General features: G+C 74.8%; 21 protein-coding genes and 1 riboswitch. Of the genes, 19 read left to right on the top strand and 2 right to left on the bottom strand.

Translation table 11 applies throughout. The annotated features are described in order from the left end of the window. The first annotated feature begins 72 nt into the window (after nucleotides 1–72). The 8 genes from metK to OG767_RS12980 all read left to right on the top strand — a co-directional run bounded on the left by metK (nucleotide 73) and on the right by OG767_RS12980 (nucleotide 11,180). Nucleotides 73–1,278, top strand: coding sequence for a methionine adenosyltransferase (metK, locus tag OG767_RS12945; protein ID WP_405093619.1), 1,206 nt, complete (start codon nucleotides 73–75; stop codon nucleotides 1,276–1,278). A 59-nt stretch (nucleotides 1,279–1,337) separates the two neighbouring features. Continuing rightward, on the top strand, nucleotides 1,338–3,386 hold the full coding sequence (locus OG767_RS12950; RefSeq protein ID WP_405093620.1) for a primosomal protein N': 2,049 nt from the start codon (nucleotides 1,338–1,340) through the stop codon (nucleotides 3,384–3,386). Between the two features lie 229 nt (nucleotides 3,387–3,615). Continuing rightward, entirely contained in the window at nucleotides 3,616–4,581 is a 966-nt protein-coding gene (locus OG767_RS12955; protein WP_405093621.1) for an AAA family ATPase, read from the top strand. Nucleotides 4,582–4,631: 50 nt separating this feature from the next. Further along, nucleotides 4,632–5,924: a cytochrome P450 gene (locus OG767_RS12960; protein WP_405093622.1), complete on the top strand. Its 1,293-nt coding sequence runs from the start codon at nucleotides 4,632–4,634 to the stop codon at nucleotides 5,922–5,924. Nucleotides 5,925–5,966: 42 nt separating this feature from the next. Then, entirely contained in the window at nucleotides 5,967–6,527 is a 561-nt protein-coding gene (gene def / locus OG767_RS12965; RefSeq protein ID WP_107160071.1) for a peptide deformylase, read from the top strand. 5 nt (nucleotides 6,528–6,532) lie between these two features. After that, nucleotides 6,533–7,459, top strand: a complete 927-nt coding sequence (gene fmt, locus OG767_RS12970; RefSeq protein WP_405093623.1) for a methionyl-tRNA formyltransferase — start codon at nucleotides 6,533–6,535, stop codon at nucleotides 7,457–7,459. A gap of 182 nt (nucleotides 7,460–7,641) precedes the next feature. Then, nucleotides 7,642–9,156 (top strand): RsmB/NOP family class I SAM-dependent RNA methyltransferase, encoded by a 1,515-nt coding sequence (locus OG767_RS12975; protein ID WP_405093624.1) that lies wholly within the window; start codon nucleotides 7,642–7,644, stop codon nucleotides 9,154–9,156. Between the two features lie 272 nt (nucleotides 9,157–9,428). Beyond that, nucleotides 9,429–11,180: a M28 family metallopeptidase gene (locus tag OG767_RS12980; RefSeq protein WP_405093625.1), complete on the top strand. Its 1,752-nt coding sequence runs from the start codon at nucleotides 9,429–9,431 to the stop codon at nucleotides 11,178–11,180. Between the two features lie 42 nt (nucleotides 11,181–11,222). Here the strand turns inward: OG767_RS12980 and OG767_RS12985 are convergent, their stop codons facing one another. Both OG767_RS12985 and OG767_RS12990 read right to left on the bottom strand, forming a co-directional pair. Then, complete coding sequence (locus tag OG767_RS12985) at nucleotides 11,223–12,113, bottom strand: septum formation family protein (RefSeq protein ID WP_405093626.1); 891 nt, start codon at nucleotides 12,111–12,113, stop codon at nucleotides 11,223–11,225. 121 nt (nucleotides 12,114–12,234) lie between these two features. After that, a complete protein-coding gene (locus OG767_RS12990) occupies nucleotides 12,235–13,122 on the bottom strand; it encodes a septum formation family protein (protein WP_405093627.1) in 888 nt (295 codons plus the stop codon). A gap of 261 nt (nucleotides 13,123–13,383) precedes the next feature. Here OG767_RS12990 and rpe point away from each other — a divergent pair, with 261 nt between their 5' ends. The 11 genes from rpe (at nucleotide 13,384) to OG767_RS13045 (ending at nucleotide 22,665) form a co-directional block, all read left to right on the top strand. Continuing rightward, complete coding sequence (gene rpe / locus OG767_RS12995; protein WP_107160083.1) at nucleotides 13,384–14,064, top strand: ribulose-phosphate 3-epimerase; 681 nt, start codon at nucleotides 13,384–13,386, stop codon at nucleotides 14,062–14,064. A 1-nt stretch (nucleotide 14,065) separates the two neighbouring features. Beyond that, nucleotides 14,066–15,022 carry a response regulator gene (locus OG767_RS13000; protein ID WP_405093628.1) on the top strand — a complete coding sequence of 319 codons (957 nt, stop codon included), beginning with the start codon at nucleotides 14,066–14,068 and terminating at the stop codon, nucleotides 15,020–15,022. Nucleotides 15,023–15,101: 79 nt separating this feature from the next. Beyond that, a riboswitch (FMN riboswitch) is annotated at nucleotides 15,102–15,275 on the top strand. Nucleotides 15,276–15,446: 171 nt separating this feature from the next. Further along, nucleotides 15,447–16,508, top strand: coding sequence for a bifunctional diaminohydroxyphosphoribosylaminopyrimidine deaminase/5-amino-6-(5-phosphoribosylamino)uracil reductase RibD (ribD, locus tag OG767_RS13005; protein WP_405093629.1), 1,062 nt, complete (start codon nucleotides 15,447–15,449; stop codon nucleotides 16,506–16,508). Between the two features lies 1 nt (nucleotide 16,509). After that, nucleotides 16,510–17,106, top strand: a complete 597-nt coding sequence (locus OG767_RS13010; RefSeq protein ID WP_405093630.1) for a riboflavin synthase — start codon at nucleotides 16,510–16,512, stop codon at nucleotides 17,104–17,106. Beyond that, nucleotides 17,103–17,795, top strand: a complete 693-nt coding sequence (gene pnuC / locus OG767_RS13015; RefSeq protein WP_405093631.1) for a nicotinamide riboside transporter PnuC — start codon at nucleotides 17,103–17,105, stop codon at nucleotides 17,793–17,795. Before OG767_RS13010 ends, pnuC begins: the two co-directional genes overlap by 4 nt. Continuing rightward, nucleotides 17,792–19,057: a bifunctional 3,4-dihydroxy-2-butanone-4-phosphate synthase/GTP cyclohydrolase II gene (locus tag OG767_RS13020; RefSeq protein ID WP_405093632.1), complete on the top strand. Its 1,266-nt coding sequence runs from the start codon at nucleotides 17,792–17,794 to the stop codon at nucleotides 19,055–19,057. Before pnuC ends, OG767_RS13020 begins: the two co-directional genes overlap by 4 nt. A 5-nt stretch (nucleotides 19,058–19,062) precedes the next feature. After that, a complete protein-coding gene (gene ribH / locus OG767_RS13025; RefSeq protein WP_405093633.1) occupies nucleotides 19,063–19,560 on the top strand; it encodes a 6,7-dimethyl-8-ribityllumazine synthase in 498 nt (165 codons plus the stop codon). A 505-nt stretch (nucleotides 19,561–20,065) separates the two neighbouring features. Next, nucleotides 20,066–20,347 carry a phosphoribosyl-ATP diphosphatase gene (locus tag OG767_RS13030; RefSeq protein ID WP_396771233.1) on the top strand — a complete coding sequence of 94 codons (282 nt, stop codon included), beginning with the start codon at nucleotides 20,066–20,068 and terminating at the stop codon, nucleotides 20,345–20,347. Between the two features lie 43 nt (nucleotides 20,348–20,390). Continuing rightward, nucleotides 20,391–21,236 (top strand): ATP phosphoribosyltransferase, encoded by an 846-nt coding sequence (hisG, locus tag OG767_RS13035; protein ID WP_405093634.1) that lies wholly within the window; start codon nucleotides 20,391–20,393, stop codon nucleotides 21,234–21,236. Continuing rightward, a complete protein-coding gene (locus OG767_RS13040; protein ID WP_405093635.1) occupies nucleotides 21,233–22,195 on the top strand; it encodes a DMT family transporter in 963 nt (320 codons plus the stop codon). Before hisG ends, OG767_RS13040 begins: the two co-directional genes overlap by 4 nt. After that, a complete protein-coding gene (locus OG767_RS13045; protein ID WP_405093636.1) occupies nucleotides 22,192–22,665 on the top strand; it encodes a PH domain-containing protein in 474 nt (157 codons plus the stop codon). The genes OG767_RS13040 and OG767_RS13045 overlap by 4 nt, the downstream gene beginning before the upstream one ends. The last annotated feature ends 83 nt before the right edge of the window (nucleotides 22,666–22,748 follow it).

Raw genomic sequence — 22,748 nt, forward strand, 5'->3', positions numbered from 1 at the left:
CTCCGCACGTTTGCGAATGACGCCGGACACCCGGCGACTAAACTGTCGCGAGCGACCTTCAAACGTTTTTACATGCTTAGGAGTGCCGTGACACGTCTCTTCACGTCCGAATCGGTCACGGAAGGCCACCCGGACAAGATCGCCGACCAGATCAGCGACGGCATCCTCGACGCGTTGCTCGCACAGGACCCGCACAGCCGGGTCGCGGTGGAGACGCTGATCACCACGGGCCAGGTGCACGTCGCCGGCGAGGTGACCACCAAGGCGTACGCCGACATCCCGACCATCGTGCGGGAAACCATCCTCAGCATCGGCTACGACTCGTCGAAGAAGGGCTTCGACGGCGCGTCCTGCGGCGTGAGCGTCTCCATCGGCGCCCAGTCGCCGGACATCGCCCAGGGCGTGGACAACGCGTTCGAGCTGCGTACCGGCGGGTCGGAGAGCGCGCTCGACGCGCAGGGCGCGGGCGACCAGGGCATGATGTTCGGCTTCGCCTGCTCCGAGACGCCCGAGCTGATGCCGCTGCCGATCGCGCTGGCGCACCGGCTGGCCCGCCGGCTGGCGCAGGTCCGCAAGGACGGCACGATCCCGTACCTGCGCCCGGACGGCAAGACCCAGGTGACCATCGAGTACGACGGGCTGCGACCGGTCCGCCTGAACACGGTGGTGGTGTCCAGCCAGCACGCGGCGGACATCTCGCTGGAGTCGCTGCTCACCCCGGACGTGCGCGAGCACGTGATCACCCCGGAGCTGGAGGGCCTGGAGCTGGACACCGAGGGGTACCGCCTCCTGGTGAACCCGACCGGGCGGTTCGAGATCGGTGGCCCGATGGGCGACGCCGGGCTGACCGGCCGGAAGATCATCGTGGACACCTACGGCGGGTACGCCCGCCACGGTGGCGGCGCGTTCTCCGGCAAGGACCCGTCGAAGGTCGACCGGTCGGCCGCGTACGCGATGCGGTGGGTGGCCAAGAACGTGGTCGCCGCCGGGCTGGCCGAGCGGTGCGAGGCGCAGGTCGCGTACGCGATCGGCAAGGCGCACCCGGTGAGCCTGTTCGTCGAGACCTTCGGCACCGAGACCGTGCCGGTGGCCGCGATCGAGAAGGCCGTCGCCGAGGTGTTCGACCTGCGCCCGGCCGCCATCATCCGGGACCTGAACCTGCTGCGCCCGATCTACCGGCAGACCGCCGCGTACGGCCACTTCGGCCGGGATCTGGCGGACCTGACCTGGGAGGGCACCGACCGGGCCGCCGACCTCAAGTCGGCCGCGGGAGCCTGACCGCCGACACGCGCCGCGACCGGCGACCCGCTGCGGGGTCGCCGGTCGCTCGCGTCTGCGTGGACGTGCCGCTGCCGCACCTCGACCGCCCGTTCGACTACCTGGTCCCGGAGGCGCTGGACGCCGACGCCCGGCCCGGGGTGCGGGTGAAGGTCCGCTTCGCCGGCCAACTCGTCGACGGCTGGCTGCTGGAGCGCGTCGCCGAGTCCGACCACCCGAAGCTGGCGTACCTGGAGAAGGTCGTCTCCCCGGTGCCGGTGCTCTCCCCGGAGGTGGCCCGGCTGGCGCGGGCGGTCGCCGACCGGTACGCCGGCAGCCTGGCCGACGTGCTCCGGCTCGCCGTGCCGCCCCGGCACGCCCGCGCCGAGAAGACCGCGACCGCCGCCGAGGTCGCCGCCGCGCCCGCGACCGGCTCCGCGCCTGAGCCCGCCGCCGGGCCCGTGAGCGGACCCCCGGTCGCCGCCGGGCCCGTGAGCGAGCCCCCGGTCGCCGCCGTCGTCGAGGGCGTCGGTGAGAGCGCCGACGCGGCCGTCGCCGGCGCCGCCGGCGTGTCGGTCGACCCGCGCGGCTGGCGGGACTACCCGGCCGGACCGGCGCTGCTGCGCACGCTCGCCGAGGGCCGGCCGGCCCGCGCGGTCTGGTCGGCGCTGCCGGGGGAGGACTGGGCCGACCGGTACGCGGACGCGGTGGCCGCCACCGTGGCCGGCGGCCGGGGCGCCGTGGTGGTGGTCGCGGACGGCCGGGACCTGGACCGGCTCGACGCCGCCCTGACCGCCGTGCTGGGCCCGGGCCGGCACGTCCGCCTCACCGCCGCCGACGGGCCGGCGCGTCGCTACCGCGCGTTCCTCGCCGCCCGCCGCGGTGAGGCGCCGGTGGTGATCGGCACCCGCGCGGCCATGTTCGCCCCGGTGGAGCGGCTCGGCCTGGTGGCGGTCTGGGACGACGGCGACGACCTGCACGCCGAGCCCCGGGCGCCCTACCCGCACGCCCGCGAGGTGCTGCTCACCCGGGCGCACCTCACCGGCGCGGGCGCGCTGGTCGGCGGGTACGCGCGGACCGCCGAGGCGCAGTTGCTGGTGGAGACCGGCTGGGCGCGGGAGGTGGTCGCCGACCGGGCCACGGTGCGGGCGCGGATGCCGGCGATGGCGCCCACCGGCGACGACCCGCAGTTGGCCCGGGACCCGGGCGCGGCCTCCGCCCGGCTGCCCAGCCTGGCCTGGACCACCGCCCGGGACGCGCTCCGCGCCGACCTGCCGGTGCTGGTGCAGGTACCCCGACGCGGTTACCTGCCCTCGGTCGCCTGCGCCGAGTGCCGGGCCCCGGCCCGCTGCCCGCACTGCGCCGGCCCGCTCGCCCTGCCGTCGGCGCAGGGCACGCCCGCCTGTCGCTGGTGCGGCCGGGTCGCCGCCGCGTACGCCTGCCCGGAGTGCGGTGGGCGGCGGCTGCGCGCCTCGGTCACCGGCGCCCGGCGGACCGCCGAGGAGCTGGGCCGGGCGTTCCCGGGCGTGCCGGTGCGGACCTCGGGGCGGGAGGAGGTGCTGGCCACGGTGCCCGGCGGCGCCGGCCTGGTGATCGCCACGCCGGGCGCCGAGCCGGTCGCCGAGGGCGGCTACGGCGCGGTGCTGCTGCTCGACTCGTGGGCCCTGCTCACCCGGGCCGACCTGCGGGCCGGGGAGGAGGCGCTGCGGCGCTGGCTGGCCGGCGCCGCGCTGGCCCGGGCCGGCGCGGCGGGCGGCCGGGTGGTGGTGGTCGCGGACGGCGCGCTGGCGCCGGTGCAGGCGTTGCTGCGGTGGGACGCGGCCTGGTTCGCCGCCCGGGAGCTGGCCGAGCGCCGGGAGTTGGGCTTCCCGCCGGCGGTACGGATGGCCAGCGTCACCGGCGTGGCCGAGGCGGTGGCCGACCTGCTGGCCGGCGCCCGGCTGCCGGACGGCGCCGAGGTGCTCGGCCCGGTGCCGGCCGAGGAGGGCCGGGAGCGGATGCTGGTCCGTGTCCCGCGGTCCCGGGCGGGCGCGCTGGCCGGCGCGTTGCACGCCGCGGCCGGGCAGCGCAGCGCCCGCAAGGCCGCCGAACCGGTCCGGCTCCAGGTCGACCCGCTGAGCCTGTTCTGAGCGGGCCGCCGGGCGTGACGGAACGCACCCGGCCCCTCGCGTACGGTCGTGACCTGGGGTTTGTCGCACACCTGGTCCGGCAATTGGATAGCGGGCGGTGATAGCATCGCCCGTCATGCCCAGGCGCGCGGGATTTCCGCGCGGTACGCGGCGCGGCGGCTGCTCCGAGCACGTCGGGCCACACGGATTCGATGTCGTCAGTCAGCCGGTGAGCAGGGGTGGACCAGTCGTGACCGTTCGTCAGTCGATCGTCTTCAACGGTGATCTCGGCAGCGGCAAGAGCACCGTTTCCGTCGAGATCGCCAAGCGGCTGGGGCTGCGCCGGGTCAGCGTCGGCGACCTCTACCGGCAGATGGCGCAGGAGCGGCAGATGACCGCGCTCCAGCTCAACCTGCACGCCGAGCTGGACCAGGCGGTCGACGGCTACGTCGACCAGCTCCAGCGGGACATCGCCGCCTCCGGCGAGTCGCTGGTCATGGACTCCCGCCTGGCCTGGCACTTCTTCACCGACGCGCTCAAGGTGCACATGATCACCGAGCCGACCGAGGCGGCCCGGCGGGTGCTGGCCCGCCCGTCCGGCCCGGCGGAGAGCTACACCTCGCTGGAGGAGGCCCGGGCCAAGCTGCGGGAACGCAGCGAGAGCGAGCGCAACCGCTTCATCGTCCGGTACGGCGTCGACAAGGCCCGGCTGCGCAACTACGACCTGGTCTGCGACACCACCCGGGCCACGCCGGAGCAGGTGATCGCGCACGTCGTCGACGTGTACGAGGGCCGGCTCGGCGCCGACGTGCTGCGTGCCGGCCAGCCGCTGCTGCTGCTCGACCCGACCCGGGTCTACCCGACCGAGGACGTCGCCACGCTGCGCGGTCTCTGGGACGCGGAGCCGGCCGGCGACGAGGCGGTGGAGCCGCTGAGCATCGGCTACACCGGTGAGTACTTCTTCGTGGTCGACGGGCACCGGCGGCTCAGCGCCGCGGTGCGCGGCGGCCTCCCGATGGTCCCGGCCCGGCTGGTCGCCGAGGTCGACGAGCCGGTGGTCGGCGGGCTGAGCGCCGTCGACTTCTTCGCCGCGCAGGCCCGGCCGGCCCTGATCCACGACTGGGAGGACGCGCACGGCATCGCGCTGCCGCTGCCCGAGCACGCGCTGCTGGGCGGCGGCCCGGTGCTGGCCGGGGAGCCGGGCGCCGGCGCCTGACCGGCGGGGTCGCCCGAACCGGGCGAACCGGGGGATGATGGGGTCCTTCGATGCCTGGGAGGCCGCCCGTGGATCCTGCCGACGCCCTCGCGCTGCTGATGTCCCCCGCGGGCCGGGTCGATCCCTACCCGACGTACGAACGGCTGCGGGCGCACGGCCCGGTGGTCCAGGCCGGCCCGGTCTTCTACGTGGTGACCGGGTACGCGGAGGCCGACGCGATCCTGCGGGACGCCCGGTTCGGGGTGATGGACGACGCCCTGCGGGACCAGTTCATGCCCGGCTGGCGGGAGAGCCCGGCGGTGCTGTCGATCTCCCGGTCGATGCTGCGCACCAACCCGCCCGACCACAGCCGGATGCGGCGGCTGGCCGCCGGCGCGTTCACCCCGCGCCGGATCGCCGCCATGCGCGGTGTGGTCGAGGCGCAGGCGGACGCGCTGATCGACGCCATGCTGGCCGCCGGGCGGGGCGGGGCGCCTGTCGACTTCATGGCCGCGTTCGCGTACCCGTTGCCGGTGGGGGTGATCTGCGCGCTGCTCGGCGTGCCGGCGGCGGACCGGCCGCTGTTCCGGCGCTGGGCCACCGACCTGACCGGCGTGCTGGAGCCGGAGATCACCCCGGACGAGCTGGCCGTCGCCGACCGGGGCGCGGCGGAGCTGCGCGCCTACTTCTCCGAGCTGGTCGCGGCCCGCCGCCGGGTCCCCGCCGACGACCTGACCACCGCGCTGGTGCAGGCGCACGACGCCGACGGCGAGCGGCTGTCGGGCGACGAGCTGCTGGCCAACCTGATCGTGCTGCTGGTGGCCGGCTTCGAGACCACCACCAACCTGCTCGGCAACGGCCTGGTGGCGCTGCTGGGCCACCCGGCCGCGGCGGCGGCGCTGCGCGAGCACCCGGAGTTCGCCCCCGGTCACGTCGACGAGCTGCTGCGCTACGACTCGCCGGTGCAGCTCACCTCCCGGATGAGCACCGCGCCGTCCCGGCACGGCGGCGTCGACCTGCCGCCGGAGAGCTGGATCATCGTGATGCTCGGCGCGGCGAACCGGGACCCCGGCCGGTTCCCCGAGCCGGCCCGCTTCGACCCCTGGCGCCCGCAGGTCCATCCGCTGTCCTTCGGCGCCGGGCCGCACTACTGCCTCGGCGCGGCGCTGGCCCGGCTGGAGGCGCAGGTGGCGTTCCCGCTGCTGCTGCGCCGGCTGCCCGAGCTGGCCCTGGCCGGCCGGCCCGAACGGCGGGTCCGGCTCACCCTGCGCGGCTTCGCCACGCTGCCGGTCGCGCCGGGGCGGGAGGCGGTCCCGGTCACCGTTGCCGGTCCGCCGCCGGGGGCGGCCGGGCCGACTCCGTAGACTGGGGGCGCACCACCCGTCCCAGACAAGGAGCCCCGCCGCGTGACCGTTCAGCCCATCCGTCTGTTCGGCGATCCGGTGCTGCGCACGCCGGCCGACCCGGTGGTCGACTTCGACGCCGAGCTGCGCAAGCTGGTCGCCGACCTGACCGACACGATGCGTGAGCAGAACGGCGCCGGCCTGGCCGCGCCGCAGCTCGGAGTGAGCCTGCGGGTGTTCACCTTCGACGTCGACGACATGCTCGGCCACCTGGTCAATCCGGTGCTGGAGTTCCCCGACGAGGAGGAGCAGGACGGCCCCGAGGGCTGCCTCTCCATCCCCGGGCTCTACTTCGACACGAAGCGCCGGCAGAACGTGATCGCCAAGGGCTTCAGCGCCCACGGTGACCCGATGCAGATCGTCGGCACCGGCCTGATGGCCCGCTGCGTGCAGCACGAGACCGACCACCTCGACGGGGTGCTCTTCGTCGACCGGCTCGACGCGGCCGGCCGCAAGGAGGCCATGAAGGCGATCCGTCAGGCCGACTGGTACGACCAGGGCGCCCCGCCCACGGTCAAGCTCAGCCCGCACCCCGTCAGCAACCCGTTCGGCCTGGGACGGTGACCGGGATGCGCCTGGTCTTCGCCGGCACGCCGGCGGTCGCCGTACCGGCCCTGGACGCGATCGCCGCCTCCGGCCACGAGCTGCTCGCCGTGGTCACCCGCCCCGACGCCCCGGCCGGCCGGGGTCGGGGGCTGCACCGCTCGCCGGTCGGCGCGTGGGCCGACGCGCACGGCGTGGAGGTGCTCACCCCGGCCCGGCCGCGCGAGCCGGAGTTCCTCGACCGGCTGCGCGCGCTCGCGCCGGACTGCGTGCCCGTGGTCGCCTACGGCGCGCTGGTGCCGCCGGTGGCCCTGGAGATCCCCCGGCACGGCTGGATCAACCTGCACTTCTCGCTGCTGCCCGCCTGGCGGGGCGCGGCTCCGGTGCAGCACGCCGTGCTGCACGGCGACGAGCTGACCGGGGCCAGCGTGTTCCAGCTGGAGGCAGGGCTGGACACCGGGCCGGTCTTCGGCACGGTCACCGACGAGATCCGGCCCGTCGACACGTCCGGCGACCTGCTGGAGCGGCTGGCCCGGTCCGGCGCGGGGCTGCTGGTCGCGGTGCTGGACGCGATCGGCGCCGGCACCGCCCGGGCCGAGCCGCAGCCGGCCGACGGGGTCTCGCTGGCGCCGAAGCTGACCGTGGACGACGCCCGGGTCCGCTGGACCGACCCGGCGTTCGCGGTGGACCGGCGGGTGCGGGCCTGCACGCCGGCGCCCGGCCCGTGGACCACGTTCCGTGACGACCGGGTCAAGCTCGGCCCGGTCACCCCGCTGGCGAACGGCCCCGAGCTGAAGCCGGGCGAGCTGCTGGTGGAGAAGTCCCAGGTGCTGGTGGGCACCGCGACCGGGCCGGTGCGGCTCGGCGAGGTGCGCGCGGCCGGCAAGAAGGCCATGTCGGCCGGCGACTGGGCGCGCGGCGTCCGGGTCGCCACGGGTGAGGTGTTCGCGTGAGCGCGAGGAGTGAGCCGGTGTTGCGAGCCCCGCAGTCGCGAACGAAGGGTGGCTCGGCGTGAGCGCGAGGAGTGAGCCGGTGTTGCGAGCCCCGCAGTCGCGAACGAAGGGTGGCTCGGCGTGAGTGCGAGGAGTGAGCCGGTGTTGCGAGCCCCGCAGTCGCGAACGAAGGGTGGCTCCGCGTGACGGGGCCCTCGGGCCCGGAGCGGCCCGTCGAGGGTGAGCGCCCGCGGGGGTACGACCGCGGGGCCGGCGACCGGCCGCGTGGCCCGGGTCGCGGCGGTGACCGGCCGTACCGGGGCGGCGCCGACCGGCGGGGCGGGCAGCGTCCGGTCCGGCCGACCGTGGACCTGCCCCGGCACGTCGCGTACGAGGCGCTGGCGGCCGTGCACCGCGACGACGCGTACGCCAACCTGGTGCTCCCGGCGATGCTGCGCGAGGCGGGGCTGAGCGGGCGGGACGCCGCGTTCGCCACCGAGCTGACCTACGGCACGCTGCGGCACATCGGCACGTTGGACGCGATCGTCACCGACGCGGCCGGCCGGGACGTGCAGCGGATCGACCCGCCGGTGCGGGACGCGCTGCGGCTCGGGGCGTACCAGTTGCTGCACACCCGGGTGCCGGCGCACGCCGCGGTGTCGTCCACGGTGGACCTGGTCCGCATGGTGGGGCCGGGCGCGACCGGGTTCGCCAACGCGGTGCTGCGGGAGATCGCCGGCCGGGACGCCGACGCCTGGGTGGCGAAGCTCGCCCCGGCCGAGGGCGTCGATCCGATCGGCCATCTCGCGCTGGCGTACAGCCATCCGCAGTGGATCGTGCGGTCGTTCGCCGAGGCGCTCGGCGGTGATCTGGGGGAGACCACCCGGCTGCTGATCGAGGACAACGAGCGCCCGCCGGTGCACCTGTGCGCCCGGCCGGGGCGGGCCGACGCGGTGGCGCTGGCCGACGAGGTCGGCGGCGCGCCCGGCGCGTTCTCGCCGTACGCGGTCTACCTGCCCGGCGGCGCGCCGGGTGACCTGGCGGCGGTGGTCGACGGGCGGGCCCACGTGCAGGACGAGGGCTCCCAACTGGTGGCGGACGCCCTGGCGAACGCGCCGGTGGACGGCCCGGACGGCCGTTGGCTGGACCTGTGCGCCGGTCCGGGCGGCAAGTCCGGCCTGCTCGGCGCGCTGGCCGCGCAGCGCGGGGCGCGGCTGACCGCGGTCGAGGTGGCGGAGCACCGGGCCCGGCTGGTCGAGCAGGCGACCCGGGGCCTGCCGGTCACGGTGCTGCACCTCGACGGGCGGGACGTCGGCGGTGACCCGAAGCTGCCGGAGGGGCACTTCGACCGGGTGCTGGTGGACGCGCCGTGCACCGGCCTGGGGGCGTTGCGTCGCCGGCCGGAGTCCCGCTGGCGCCGGCAGCCGGCGGACCTGCCGCCGCTGACCCGGTTGCAGCGCGAGCTGCTCACCGCCGCGCTGCGCGCGGTCCGTCCGGGCGGCGTGGTGGCGTACGTGACCTGCTCGCCGCACGTGGTGGAGACGCACGTGACGGTGACCGAGGCGTCCCGGCGGTGCGGTTTCCCGGTCGACTTCGTGGACGCCCGCCCGCTGCTGCCGGCCGGCATGCCCGGCCTGGGTGACGGCCCGACGGTGCAGCTCTGGCCGCACCGGCACGGCACCGACGCCATGTTCCTGGCGGTGCTCCGCCGCGGCTGACCCGCGCCCACCCCACCCCCTCCCCCCGTTTCCCGGTGCTGATTCACGGAAAGTGGTGGCATTTCGCGCGCCATGCCCACTCTTTCCGTGAATCAGCGGGGGGAGACGGCGGGGGTGAGGGTGGGGAGACCCCGCGTCGGGTGCATCTCGGGCGGGGGAGGGGGGTGGTGGGATGTGACGGGCCGTTGACTAAGTGATCGATGCATGTAACTGTTCCGATCACCGGTCCTCGGCCGTCACCCCCGCCCGCACGACCCCCACGAGGAGTCTCCATGAGACGCAGTACGCCGACCACGAGCCTCGCGCTCGCCCTCGTCGCCACCCTGACGACGGCGAGCCTGGCCGGCACCGCCTCCGCCTCCGCCGCACCCGCTCCGGCCGCCCCCGCCCCGGCCGTCGCCGCGCTCGCCGCACCGGACGTCTCGCTGACCAACGTCCAGGCCCACCTCACCCAGCTCAACTCCATCGCCAGCAGCAACGGCGGCAACCGTCGGGCCGGCTCGGCCGGCTACGCCGCCTCGGTCAGCTACGTCAAGGGCAAGCTCCAGGCCGCCGGCTACACGGTCACCGAGCAGAACTGCACCACCTGCACGTACCCGGGCAGCAACCTGATCGCCGAGTGGCCGCAGGGCCCGACCGACCAGGTCGTCATGTTCGGCGCGCACCTGGACAGCGTCTCCGCCGGCCCGGGCATCAACGACAACGGCTCCGGCTCGGCCACGCTGCTGGAGAACGCACTGGTGCTGGCCGCGCAGAACCCGACCATGACCAAGCGGGTCCGGTTCGCCTGGTGGAACGGCGAGGAGCAGGGCCTCCAGGGCTCGAAGCACTACGTCAACCAGCTCAGCACCACCCAGCGGGGCTACATCAAGGGCTACTACAACTTCGACATGGTGGGCTCGCCCAACGGCGGCTACTTCATCAACCGGATCACCTCGGCCACCGCGGCGCCGCTGAAGGCGTACTGGGACTCGTTCGGCATCCAGCCGGAGGAGAACACCGAGGGGCAGGGCCGCTCGGACGACTACTCGTTCGCCAACGCCGGCATCCAGACCTCCGGCTACGCGGCCGGCGCCAGCTACACCAAGACCGCCGCCCAGGCCGCCAAGTGGGGCGGCACCTCCGGCGCGGCGTACGACGGCTGCTACCACCGCTCCTGCGACACCACCAGCAACATCAACACGACGGTGCTCAACCGCAGCGCCGACGGCGTGGCGTACGCGATCTGGGCGCTCGCGGTCGGCGGCGGCACCCCGGCCAACGACTTCTCCGTCGCGGTCAGCCCCACCTCCGGCAGCGTCGCCCGGGGCGGCTCCACCACCGCCACCGTCAGCACCGCCACCACCAGCGGCAGCGCCCAGACGGTGACGTTGTCGGCCAGCGGCGCCCCGAGCGGCGTCACGGTCGGCTTCAGCCCGTCGTCGGTCACCTCCGGCGGCTCCGCCACCATGACGGTCAGCGCCTCGTCCACGGCGACCACCGGCACGTTCACGCTCACCGTCACCGGCACCGGCTCGGCCACCCGCACCGCCAGCTACACGATCACGGTGACCGGCGGCAGCGGCGGCTGCACCGCCGGGCAGCTCATCGGCAACAGCAGCTTCGAGTCCGGCACCACGCCGTGGACGACCAGTTCCGGCGTGATCACCAACGACTCCGGCCAGGCGGCCCGGACCGGGTCGTACAAGGCGTGGCTGAACGGGTACGGCTCCTCGCACACCGACACGCTCTCCCAGTCGGTGACGCTGCCGACCGGCTGCACCAGCTACACGCTGGCGTTCTGGCTGCACATCGACTCGGCCGAGACCACCGGATCGACCGCGTACGACAAGCTGACCGTGCAGGTCGGCTCCACCACGCTGGCGACCTACTCGAACCTGAACAAGGCCACCGGCTACACCCAGCGCAGCTTCAACCTCGCCGGGTACGCCGGCCAGACGGTGACGCTCAAGTGGACCGGCGTCGAGGACGCCTCGCTCCAGACCAGCTTCGTCGTCGACGACGTGACGCTCCAGGTCGGCTGAGCGCGTGGGGCGGGGTGGGCCGACGCCCGCCCCGCCCGCGGCTCAGGTGATCGGCAGCGCCGAACCGCCGGCGCCCCGCACCGAGCGGGTCAGCGTCCGGTCGGAGACCCAGAGGAAGCACTGCACACCCCGGTCGCCGTCACGCCACTGCTGCTCGTACGGGTGGTAGACGATGGTGCCGGCCCGGTACTGCATCTTCCCGTCGTTCGGCACCTTGGCGTACGTCGCGATCAGCCCCCGGCACGCCTTGTGCGCCCGCAGCGAGGTGCGCTGGAACTCGGCGTAGCTGATGTCGGGCGCCTGGTAGATCCCGACGAACTCGGCGTGGTGCTTCGCGGTGCAGGCCACCGGCCGCATGGCCTGCACCTCGTCCTTGCCCAGCCTGGGGTTGAAGCAGCCCAGCGCCAGCGGTGAGCCGGGCTTGAGCGCGCCGCGCAGGCTGCCGGTGCGGGCGGCCACGTTGCCCTCGTCCAGGTCGGTCACCTCGGCGACGTCGCAGCGGTACCAGCGGGCCCCGCCGGACCAGGCCAGCGCGGACGGGAAGACCACGGAGAGCTGCAACCGCCCGGACCGCCAGTCCGCGCCGACGGCCCGGGTGACCTGCCGGGCACAGTCGGCGTGCGCGGAGCGGATGCCGGCCGAGCCGGCGCGCGGCGGCGCGGAGCGACCGGCGTCCGGGCCGCCCAGCGTGCCCACGTGCAGCGTCTCGGCGCGGTGCGAGGCGGCGCAGTCGACCGGCTGGTAGCCGCTGAGGTAGCCGACGTCGGCGACGGTCGGGTGGCAGACGTCGGCCGCGGGCACGAAGCCGACCGGGGCGGCGAAGGCCGGCCACTCGTCGGTGAGGTCGCGGTCCACCCCGGCCGGCGCGCTGCACCCGCCGACCGCCAGCACCGCCACCGCGCCCGCGGCGACCGCCGCCCACCATCGCCGCATCGCGCCCGACCTCCCGCCGTCCGGAGCCGCCCGGCCGACCGGTACGCCTCGGCGACGCAGCATACGGCAACCGGGCCGGCGGCCGGTCGCACGAGGCGGCCGGCTCCCGGCGGAACGGCGGTCAGATGACCGGTAGTCCCTCCGGGCCGGCGCCCCGCATCGAACGGGTCAGTTTGCGGTCGTCACTCCACAGGAAACAGCGCACCCCCCGGTCGCCCTCCTCCCACTCCCGCTGCGACGGCGGGTAGAAGATGGACCCGGCCCGGTACGGAAGCTCGGCATTGTCCGGCACGTTGGCGAACGCGGCGATCAGCGTCATGCAGCGGCGGTGCGCGGCCGGCGCGCGCCGGGCGAACTCCGCCCAGCTCATGTCGCGTTCGGAGTAGACGCCGACGAACTCGGCCCGGTGCGGTTCGGTGCACAGCACCGGGGCCATGTAGTTGAGGTTCGCGCCGATCAGCTTCGGGTCGAAGCAGCGGTGCACCAGCGGATTGTCGCCGACCAGCGCGCCGCGCAGGCTGCCCACCCGGTTGACCGGCCGGGTGTTGTCGATGCTGTCGGTCTCGGCCAGGTCGCAGCGGAACCAGCGCGCGCCGGCCATCCAGGCGGTCGCCGGTGGCAGCGCGATGTTCAGGGTGAGCCGGGCGGCGTGCCAGTCCCCGCCGATCATTTCCCGGGCCCGCTGGTCGCACTCGGCCCGGGCGCCGCGCAGCTCCGGGGAGCCGGGTTCGGGGCGGGCGCCCTCGGCGGCCGAGTCGGTGAACGTGCCGACGTGCACCGCCTCGGCCAGGTGGCTGCCGGCGCAGTCCACCGTCTCGTACGTGGCCGCCTGCACCACCGCGGTGAGCCGCGGCAGACAGGCGTCGGTGGCCGGGACGAACAGTTGGGGCGCCGGCAGCGCCGCCCAGTCGTCGACGAGGTCCCCGTCGGCCCGGTGCGTCGGGGCGCAGCCGGCGAGCACCGCCGTCACGGCGCCGGCCAGCGTGAGGGCGTGGAGCCACCGTCGCATCGTCCGCTCCTTCGCCGGAGAGATGGCAACCGGTCGCCGCGGCCCGTGCGGCGTCCCCCGCGCCCGGGCGTGCAGCATATGTGACCGTCCCTGTAGGAGTTTCGTCATCTTTCAATCGATCGGCCAGTCACCGGCGACTATTCGTGTCGATTTCCGCCCCGGACGGCGGAATTCTGCACCGAAAGTGACGGGAGGGTCACCGTAGGTCCTTCGTGGTGCCGCGCCGCAGCCGGGGGATGACCGCGTTCGTACACTGGCCCCGTGACCGTACCGCCGCCCGTCGTCGCGCCCAGCATCCTGGCCGCCGATTTCGCCCGCCTCGCCGACGAGGTCCGCGCCGTGGAGTCCGCCGCCGACTGGCTGCACGTGGACGTCATGGACAACCACTTCGTGCCCAACCTGACCATCGGCCTGCCGGTGGTGCAGAGCCTGCGCGCCGTCACCGAGATCCCGTTCGACGTGCACCTCATGATCGAGGATCCGCGCCGCTGGGCCCCCGGGTACGCCGACGCCGGCGCGTACAACGTGACGTTCCACGCCGAGGCGTGCGACGACCCGGTGGCGTTGGCCAAGGACCTGCGCTCGGCCGGGGCCAAGGCGGGGCTGGCGATCGACCGGGACACCCCGATCGAGCCGTACCTGGACCTGCTGCCCAGCTTCGACACGCTGCTGATCATGACGATCAAGGCCGGCTTCGGCGGCCAACGGTTCCTGCCGGCGCTGCTGGACAAGGTGCGCGCCGCCCGCCGCCACGTCGACAGCGGCCACCTGGAGCTGCGCATCGAGGTCGACGGCGGCATCGCCGCGGACACCATCGAGCAGGCCGCCGCCGCCGGCGCCGACGCGTTCGTCGCCGGCACCGCGGTCTACGGCGCCGACGACCCGGCCGAGGCGGTACGCCGCCTGCGGGGCCTGGCGGAACGTGCGATGACCGGGGCCTGAGATGGACACGGCCGGCGACCGACCCGACGTCATCCTGGTCGTCGACGACGACGAGGACATCGCCCGCTTCGTCGAGTTCAACCTGCGCCTGCACGGCTTCGAGGTGCTGCACGCCGCCGACGGCCAGGAGGCGCTGGAGGTGATCGAGCGGCAACGGCCGGACCTGGCCGTGGTCGACCTCATGATGCCCCGCGTGGACGGGCTGGAACTGACCCGCCGGCTGCGCGCCGACCCGATGACCTCGGCCCTGCCGGTGATCATGCTGACCGCCAAGGGGATGACCTCCGACAAGGTCAACGGCCTCAGCGCCGGCGCGGACGACTACCTGGTCAAGCCGTTCGACACCGCCGAGCTGGTCGCCCGGGTCAGCTCCACGCTGCGTCGCAACAAGGAGTTCCGGGAGGTCTCCCCGCTGACCGGCCTGCCCGGCAACAGCCGCATCCGGCGGGAGATCAGTGACCGGGTGCGCAGCGGCGTGGACTACGCCGTCGGCTACGTCGACATCGACCGGTTCAAGAGCGTCAACGACCGCTACGGCTTCGTCCGGGGCGACGAGTTCATCTCCGCGCTGGCCCGCAGCCTGCACCGCGCGGTGGTGTCGATCGGGCTGCCGCCGGCCTTCCTCGGCCACGTCGGCGGCGACGACTTCGTCATCGTCTGCGCCCCGACCCAGGTCCGGCCGCTGACCAGCCGGGCGGTGGTCGACTTCGAGAACGCCGCCGACACGCTCTACGACCCCAGCGACCGGGAACGCGGCTTCGTCGAGCTGAAGGACCGGCGGGGCAACATCCGCCGGGCCGCGCTGGTCACGCTCTCCATCGGGGTGTCGCTGTCCGACAGCGGCAAGCGGTTCACCGATCCGCTGGAGGCCATCGCCGTGGCCTCGGAGATGAAGACGGTGGCCAAGAGTCAACCCGGGTCGTACGTCGCGGTCGACCGCCGCCGCGGAGTTACGTGATCGTGCGGTCTGTTGTGAGGTAGCTCGCCTGGATGGCGCGCGCCGCCGTGGAACGTGTAAGACTTCCGGAGTACCCACCACGCGCTGGCGGGGCTCGGTGAAATTCCGAACCGGCGGTGATCCACGGTCCGACCGTGGTAAGCCCGCGACCCGGACGGCTTCGGCCGGACGGTGGACCTGGTGAGAATCCGGGGCCGACGGTTGGGGTGCGGCTCGTCCGCTCCCCAGAAAGTCCGGATGGGAGACAGCGCGCGGAACGGGGGAGGCCCTGCCGGCCGCTGAGCACCCTCAGCCGCGCCCGTGGGCTCCCCGGGGTCGGCCGACGCCGTCCCCGGGTTCTCCGCCGCCGCGTGTCCGCGGCCCTCGTGCCGTCGCTCCCCACCCCGCCCGCGCGTGACCGGCGAGCGGAAGGGCAGGGCGGGCCATGGCGAGCGTCTCCGTCGACGAGGCGATGCGTCGCGCCGTCGCGCTGGCCGCCCGCGGCCTCGGCACCACCAGCCCCAACCCGGTCGTCGGCTGCGTGCTGCTCGATCCCGACGGCGAGGTCGTCGGCGAGGGCTTCCACGCGTACGCCGGCGGACCGCACGCCGAGATCGTCGCGCTGGCGCAGGCCGGCACCCGGGCCCGTGGCGGCACCGCGGTGGTCACGCTGGAACCGTGCGACCACACCGGTCGCACCGGCCCGTGCAGCCACGCGCTCATCGCCGCCGGCGTCACCCGCGTGGTGATCGCCGTGCCCGACCCGAACCCGGTGGCCTCCGGCGGCGCGGCCACGCTGCGCGCCGCCGGGGTCCAGGTCGCGTTCGGGGTACGCGCCGAGGAGGCCGAGGCCGGCAACGTCGCCTGGCTCACCTCGATGCGCCGCGGCTGGCCGTACCTGATCTGGAAGTACGCGGCCACGCTCGACGGGCGCTCCGCCGCTGCCGACGGCACCAGCATGTGGATCACCTCGGAGGCGGCCCGCACCGACGTGCACGCGCTGCGCGGCACCGTCGACGCGGTGCTCGCCGGGGTGGGCACCGTGCTCACCGACGACCCCCGGCTCACCGCCCGCAACCTGCGCGACGGCACGCTCGCCATCCGGCAGCCGCTGCGGGTGGTGGTGGACAGCTCGGGGCGTACCCCGGTCGACGCCCGGGTCCGCGACGGCGCGGCCCGGACCTGGGTGGCCACCGCCGCGGAGGTCGGGGCCGGCCCGGACGGCCGGGTCGACCTGGCGGCGCTCCTGGCTGAGCTGCACCACCGCGGCGTGCGGGCCGCACTGCTGGAGGGCGGTCCCACGCTGGCCGGCGCGTTCCTCGCCGCCGGCCTGATCGACAAGATCGTCGGCTACGTCGCGCCGAAGCTGCTCGGCGCCGGCCCGACCGCGCTGGGCCACGCCGGCGTGACGTCCATCGCCGACGCCGTCGACCTGGAGATCACCGACGTTACGCAGGTCGGTCCCGACCTGCGGATCACCGCGCTGCCCCGGAAGAGGGAGGCCTGACATGTTCACCGGCATCGTCGAGGAGCTGGGCGAGATCGTCCGGAGCACCGAGACCGGCGACGACTCGGCGCTGGTCGCCATCCGCGGCCCGCTCGTCACCTCGGACGCCCGGCACGGCGACTCCATCGCGGTCAACGGGGTCTGCCTGACCGTGGTCGACGTCGACGGCGGCATCTTCACCGCCGACGTGATGGGTGAGACGCTGCGTCGCACCGCGCTCGGGGCGCTGCGCCCCGGCGACGCGGTCAACCTGGAACGGGCCGCCGCGCTGAACAGCCGGCTCGGCGGGCACCTGGTGCAGGGGCACGTCGACGGCGTCGGCGAGGTCATCGGCCGGGAGCCGGCCGCGCAGTGGGAGACGGTCCGGTTCCGGCTGCCCGCCGAGCTGGCCCGCTACGTGGTGGAGAAGGGCTCGATCACCGTCGACGGCGTGTCGCTGACCGTCGCGGAGGTGGGCGACGACTGGTTCTCGGTCGGCCTGATCCCCACCACGCTCAAACTCACCGTGCTCGGCGGCAGACAGGTCGGCGACCCGGTCAACCTGGAGGTGGACGTGCTGGCCAAGTACGTCGAGCGACTGCTGGGCGGTGCCCGGTGACCGGCCCGCTCGGCTGGCTGCTCGACGCCCAGGTGCACGTCGTCGGCTCGCCGGTGCTGGTCCGGGAGATCGTCGGCAACGTCTTCGGGCTCGTCTCGGCGCTGCTCGGGCTGCGCCGGGTGGTCTGGGCCTGGCCGGTCGGCATGATCGGCAACGGGCTGCTGTTCACCGTGTTCCTCGGTGGCGTCTTCGCCACCCCGCAGGCGCACGACCTCTACGGCCAGGCCGGCCGGCAGGTCTTCTTCTTCGCGGTGAGCGTCTACGGCTGGTGGCGCTGGTCGCGCAACCGCCGGTCCGGCGACGGCGCGGAGCCGGCCGTGGTGCCGCGCTGGGCGACCCGCCGGGAACGGCTGGCCCTGCTCGTCGCCGCCGCCGTGGGCACCGCCGCCGCCTATCCGGTGCTGGCCGCGCTCGGCTCGTGGGGGCCGCTGCCGGACGCCTGGATCCTGGTCGGCAGCCTGCTCGCCACGTACGGCATGGCCCGTGGCTGGGTGGAGTTCTGGCTGGTCTGGATCGCCGTCGACGCGGTCGGCGTGCCGCTGCTGCTGCGCGGTGGCTTCTACCCGTCGGCCGCCATGTACCTGGTCTACGGCGCGTTCTGCGCGGCCGGCTTCTACGCCTGGTGGCGCACGTCGCGGACCGTCACGCGGACCCGGATCCCGGCGACGTACTCGGAGGTCGTGGCATGAGCAGCTTCGGTTCGATCGAGCAGGCGGTGGCGGACGTCGCCGCCGGCCGGCCGGTGGTCGTGGTCGACGACGAGGGCCGGGAGAACGAGGGTGACCTGATCTTCGCGGCCGAGCTGGCCACCCCGGAGCTGGTCGCGTTCATGGTCCGCCACACCTCGGGCTACATCTGCGTGCCGTTGACCGAAGCCGAGTGCGACCGGCTGGACCTGCCGCCGATGCACCACACCAACCAGGACCGGCGCGGCACCGCGTACACGGTGACGGTGGACGCCCGCGAGGGTGTCAGCACCGGCATCTCGGCCGCCGACCGGTCGCACACCATCCGGCTGCTCGCCGACGCCGGCACCGACCCGACCGACCTGGCCCGCCCCGGCCACGTGGTGCCGCTGCGCGCCCGCGCCGGCGGGGTGCTGCGCCGGCCCGGGCACACCGAGGCGGCGGTGGACCTGACCCGGCTGGCCGGGTTGCGTCCGGCCGGGGTGCTCTGCGAGCTGGTCAACGACGACGGCACCATGATGCGCGTGCCGGACCTGGAGAAGTTCTGCGCCGAGCACGGGCTGACGCTGATCACCATCGCCGACCTGATCGCGTACCGGCGGCGGACCGAGAAGCAGGTGGAGCTGGCCGCCGAGGCGCGGATGCCCACGCCGTACGGCGTCTTCACGGCGCTCGGCTACCGGGCCGAGCACGACCCGGCCGAGCACGTCGCGCTGGTCTTCGGCGACCTCGGCGACGGCCGGGACGTGCTGGTCCGGGTGCACTCCGAGTGCCTCACCGGGGACGTGTTCGGCTCGCTGCGCTGCGACTGCGGCCCGCAGTTGCAGGCCGCGCTGGCCCGGGTCGCCCGGGAGGGCCGCGGGGTGGTGCTCTACGTGCGCGGGCACGAGGGGCGCGGCATCGGCCTGCTGCACAAGCTCCAGGCGTACCAGTTGCAGGACCAGGGGCGTGACACCGTGGACGCGAACCTCGACCTGGGGCTGCCGGCCGACGCGCGGGACTACGGCACCGGCGCGCAGATCCTCTACGACCTCGGCGTCCGCTCGATGCGGCTGCTGACCAACAACCCGGCCAAGCGGGCCGGCCTGGAGGGGTACGGCCTGACCGTGACCGGCCGGGAGGGGCTGCCCGTGTCGTCGAACCCGGAGAACGTGCGCTACCTGCGCACCAAGCGGGACCGGATGGGCCACCTGCTGGACGGGCTGGACGAGGTGACCGAGGCGCCGATGGGCCGCCCGGTCGCCGGTGACGAGATCGGAGCGTAGGGACGATGGCGGGTTTCGGGGAGCCGGGCGTCACCGCGGTGGACGCCGCCGGGCTGACCGTCGGCGTGGTGGCCGCGCGCTGGCACGGCGAGCTGACCGATCACATGGTGGAGCGCGCGGTGGCCGCCGCGCAGGCGTGCGGCGCGCGGGCCGTGGTGGCCCGGGTGGCCGGCTCGGTGGAGCTGCCGGTGGTGGCGCAGGCGATGGCCCGCCGCCACGACGTGGTGGTCGCGCTCGGCGTGGTGGTACGCGGCGCGACCGCCCACTTCGACTACGTCTGCCAGTCCGTCACCGAGGGCCTGACCCGGGTGGCCCTGGACGAGGGCAAGCCGGTGGCACACGGGGTGCTCACGGTGGACACCATCGACCAGGCTCGGGACCGGGCCGGGCTGCCCGGCTCGGCCGAGGACAAGGGCTGGGCCGCCACCGTGGCCGCGCTGGACGCCGCCCTGGCCATCCGCGCCCTGGACGCCGCCAACGCCCATCGCGTGGGCTTCGCCTGACCGCCTGACCGCGCTCGGTGGCGGGCCGGCGTCCGACCTGGCGCACCGCTCAGGCTACGAACTTGATGGCGTGGATGAGTCGCCCGAGGCCGCCTCGGGCCTTGGGCCTCGGGCCGGGGCCCGGGCCTCGGGCCGGGACTCGGGGCCCGGGCCTCGGGCCGGGCCTCGGGCCTTGGCCCGGGAAACCCCGGCCCCGCCGCCGGGTGGGCGCTTCGGCCGCTGCCGCTGTTCACCGCCCCCGGTGACTCGTCCGTGCCATCAAGTTCGTAGCAGACCGCCCGCGTCATCCGGCCCGCCACCAAGGCCCGCATGGGCCTGCCCCAGCACCGGCTCGGACCGACGTCGTCGGGAGCCGCGAACGCGTCGCCCGTCAGCCGTCCGGTGGGGACCCGGACATCAACCCGGACGGGCCGGCGGGGTGGGCCACCATCGGGTCCTGCCGGACGGTCAGGGGTGAGAGCCAGGCGACGCGGGCGGACCCGGTGCGCGTGCTTCCCGGGGACGGCTGGAAGAATCGCGTTCCGTGAAGACGTTCGAGGAGTTGTTCGCCGAGCTGCAGGCCAAGGCCGCCGCCGGCACCCCGGGCTCGGGCACGGTCGACGCGCTCGCCAAGGGCGTGCACTTCATCGGCAAGAAGGTCGTCGAGGAGGCGGCCGAGTCGTGGATGGCGGCCGAGCACGAGGGTCCGGAACGGGCCGCCGAGGAGATCTCCCAGCTGCTCTACCAGGCGCAGGTGCTGATGCTGGCCACCGGCCTGGAGCTGAAGGACGTCTACCGACATCTGTGAGTGCCCGTCCGCTGATCATCCGATCGAACGAAGGAGCACTCCCATGCTGCGTGTCGCCGTACCCAACAAGGGCGCCCTGGCCGAGTCGGCCGCCGGGATGCTGCGCGAGGCGGGCTACCGCCAGCGCACCGACCCGAAGGACCTGGTCTGCCGGGACGAGCCCAACGACATCGAGTTCTTCTACCTGCGCCCCAAGGACATCGCCACCTACGTCGGCTCCGGCGACCTGGACGTCGGCATCACCGGGCGGGACCTGCTGATCGACTCCGGCGCGCCGGCCGAGGAGGTGCTGGACCTCAACTTCGGGCGGGCCACCTTCCGGTTCGCCGCCCGCCCCGACGACGTCGCCTCCGTCCAGCAGCTCGGCGGGCACCGGATCGCCACCGCGTACCCGGGTCTGGTCGAGCGGCACCTGGCCGAGCTGGACGTCAAGGCCGAGGTGATCCGGCTCGACGGGGCGGTGGAGAACGCCATCCGCCTCGGCGTGGCCGACGTGGTCGCCGACGTGGTGGAGACCGGCGCCACGCTGCGCCAGGCCGGCCTGGTGGTGTTCGGCGAGCCGCTGCTGCGTTCCTCGGCGGTGCTGGTGCGGCGGGCCGGCGCGTCCGGCAGCGCCCAGCAGGAGCAGCTCGAACGCCGGCTGCACGGCGTGCTGGTCGCCCGCCGCTACGTGATGCTCGCCTACGACGTGCCGGCCGGGCTGCTCGACCGGGCCAGCTCGCTCACCCCGGGCATCGAGTCGCCGACCGTCTCGCCGCTGCACCGGGAGGGCTGGGTCGCGGTGCAGGCGATGGTGCTCCGCGACGACGTCCACCGGATCATGGACGAGCTGTACGAGCTGGGCGCCCGGGCGATCCTGGTCACCAACATCCACGCCTGCCGGCTGTGAGGCCGCTGCCGCTCCCGGCCGCGTTGACCGTCGTCGTGCTGGCCGGGGTGGCCTCGGCCGCCCAGGGCGTGGTCAACGCCGAGTTGGGGGAGCGGACCGGCGACCCGGTGCTCGGCGCGGTGGCGAACAACGTGGTCGGCTGCCTGGTCGTGCTGGTCGGGTTGGCGGTGGTGCCGTCGATGCGGACCGGGCTGGCCGCGCTGCGCCGGGCCGGCCTGCCCTGGTGGTCGTACCTGGGCGGGGTGGGCGGCGCGGTGATCGTGCTGACCGCCCCGGTGGTGGTGCCGGTGCTCGGGGTGGCCGTGTTCACCATCGCCCAGGTGGCCGGCGGCAGCCTCGGCGGCCTGGCCGTGGACCGGGCCGGGCTGGCCGCGGCCGGCCGGCTGCGGCTCACCGCGCCCCGGGTGGCCGGCGCGCTGCTCGGCATCGGCGCGGTGGCGCTCGCGCAGCTCGGCCGGCCGGTGGGGGACCTGGCGATCGGTCTGGTGCTGCTCTCCGTGGTGGGCGGGTTGGCGGTGGCGTTCCAGTCCGCGCTCAACGGGCGGATCGCGGCCGGGGTCGGGCCGGCCGCCGGGCTCGCGGTCAACTTCGTGGTCAGCACGTCGGTGATCGGCGCGGTGGCGCTGCTGGTCGGCGCGTTCGCCGGCCCGCCGCGCTGGCCGACCGAGTGGTGGCTCTACACGGGCGGCCTGTTCGGTGTCGGCATCGTGCTCGCGCTGCTGGTCGGGGTGCGGGCCGCCGGGGTGCTGCGGACCGGCCTGGCGCTGGTGGCCGGGCAGCTCGGCGGCGCGCTGCTGCTGGATCTGGCGCTGCCCGACGGCCCCGGCGTCCGGCTGCCGGTGCTGGCCGGTGCCGTGCTCACGCTGCTGGCGCTGCTGGTGGCGGGCGTCCGGCGGCGCGGTCCGGCCCGTGTGGCGGCCGAACGCGAGCGCGAGCCGGATGGCAGACTGGTCGGGTGAGCGATTCCGTGGTGACCGTGCGGCCCCGCCGCGTCCGGGTGGTCTGCTGGGCGGCGGCCGTCACGCTGCTGGTGGTGTTCAGCCTCGTCGCGACGTCCCTGACCGGCGCGACCGGCGACGGTTACGGCTCGTTCCAGCGCGGCGACCAGTTCGCCATGATCGGCCTGGGCGTCTTCGGCGCGCTCGGCTTCCTGCTGTTCACCCGTCCCCGCGTGGTCGCCGACGCCAAGGGCGTCCGGGTGCGCAACGTGGTCGGCTCCTACGAGCTGCCGTGGGAGGTGATCCGCGGGGTCCGGTTCGACCGGGGCGCCCCGTGGGCCAGCCTGGAGCTGCACGACGACGACCTGCTGCCGATGGTGGCGCTCCAGGCCGCCGACAAGGAGAGCGCGGTCGAGGCGGTCCGCGCGCTGCGCCGCCTGCACCAGGCGCACCTGGCCACGCTGGCCGCCGGGCAGTCCGCGCCCCGCTGACCTGCGGGCCCGGTTTGGGTGGGCCTGGGTCGAGGGTGTAGTGTTGCGGGGTCGACCAGACTGCCCCCGTCCCTGACGTGCGG

The sequence above is a fragment of the Micromonospora sp. NBC_01392 genome (assembly GCF_045040125.1).
Classification (GTDB): domain Bacteria; phylum Actinomycetota; class Actinomycetes; order Mycobacteriales; family Micromonosporaceae; genus Micromonospora.

Excerpts from the sequence above, each read along its gene's own strand:
- OG767_RS12985 (WP_405093626.1), bottom strand. The coding sequence starts at position 12,113 with ATGCGGCGATGGTGGGCGGCGGTCGCCGCGGGCGCGGTGGCGGTGCTG.
- hisG (WP_405093634.1), top strand. The coding sequence starts at position 20,391 with ATGCTGCGTGTCGCCGTACCCAACAAGGGCGCCCTGGCCGAGTCGGCC.
- fmt (WP_405093623.1), top strand. The coding sequence starts at position 6,533 with ATGCGCCTGGTCTTCGCCGGCACGCCGGCGGTCGCCGTACCGGCCCTG.
- ribD (WP_405093629.1), top strand. The coding sequence starts at position 15,447 with ATGGCGAGCGTCTCCGTCGACGAGGCGATGCGTCGCGCCGTCGCGCTG.
- OG767_RS13020 (WP_405093632.1), top strand. The coding sequence starts at position 17,792 with ATGAGCAGCTTCGGTTCGATCGAGCAGGCGGTGGCGGACGTCGCCGCC.
- ribH (WP_405093633.1), top strand. The coding sequence starts at position 19,063 with ATGGCGGGTTTCGGGGAGCCGGGCGTCACCGCGGTGGACGCCGCCGGG.
- metK (WP_405093619.1), top strand. The coding sequence starts at position 73 with ATGCTTAGGAGTGCCGTGACACGTCTCTTCACGTCCGAATCGGTCACG.
- OG767_RS13010 (WP_405093630.1), top strand. The coding sequence starts at position 16,510 with ATGTTCACCGGCATCGTCGAGGAGCTGGGCGAGATCGTCCGGAGCACC.
- OG767_RS13000 (WP_405093628.1), top strand. The coding sequence starts at position 14,066 with ATGGACACGGCCGGCGACCGACCCGACGTCATCCTGGTCGTCGACGAC.
- OG767_RS12980 (WP_405093625.1), top strand. The coding sequence starts at position 9,429 with ATGAGACGCAGTACGCCGACCACGAGCCTCGCGCTCGCCCTCGTCGCC.
- OG767_RS12990 (WP_405093627.1), bottom strand. The coding sequence starts at position 13,122 with ATGCGACGGTGGCTCCACGCCCTCACGCTGGCCGGCGCCGTGACGGCG.
- OG767_RS12960 (WP_405093622.1), top strand. The coding sequence starts at position 4,632 with ATGCCTGGGAGGCCGCCCGTGGATCCTGCCGACGCCCTCGCGCTGCTG.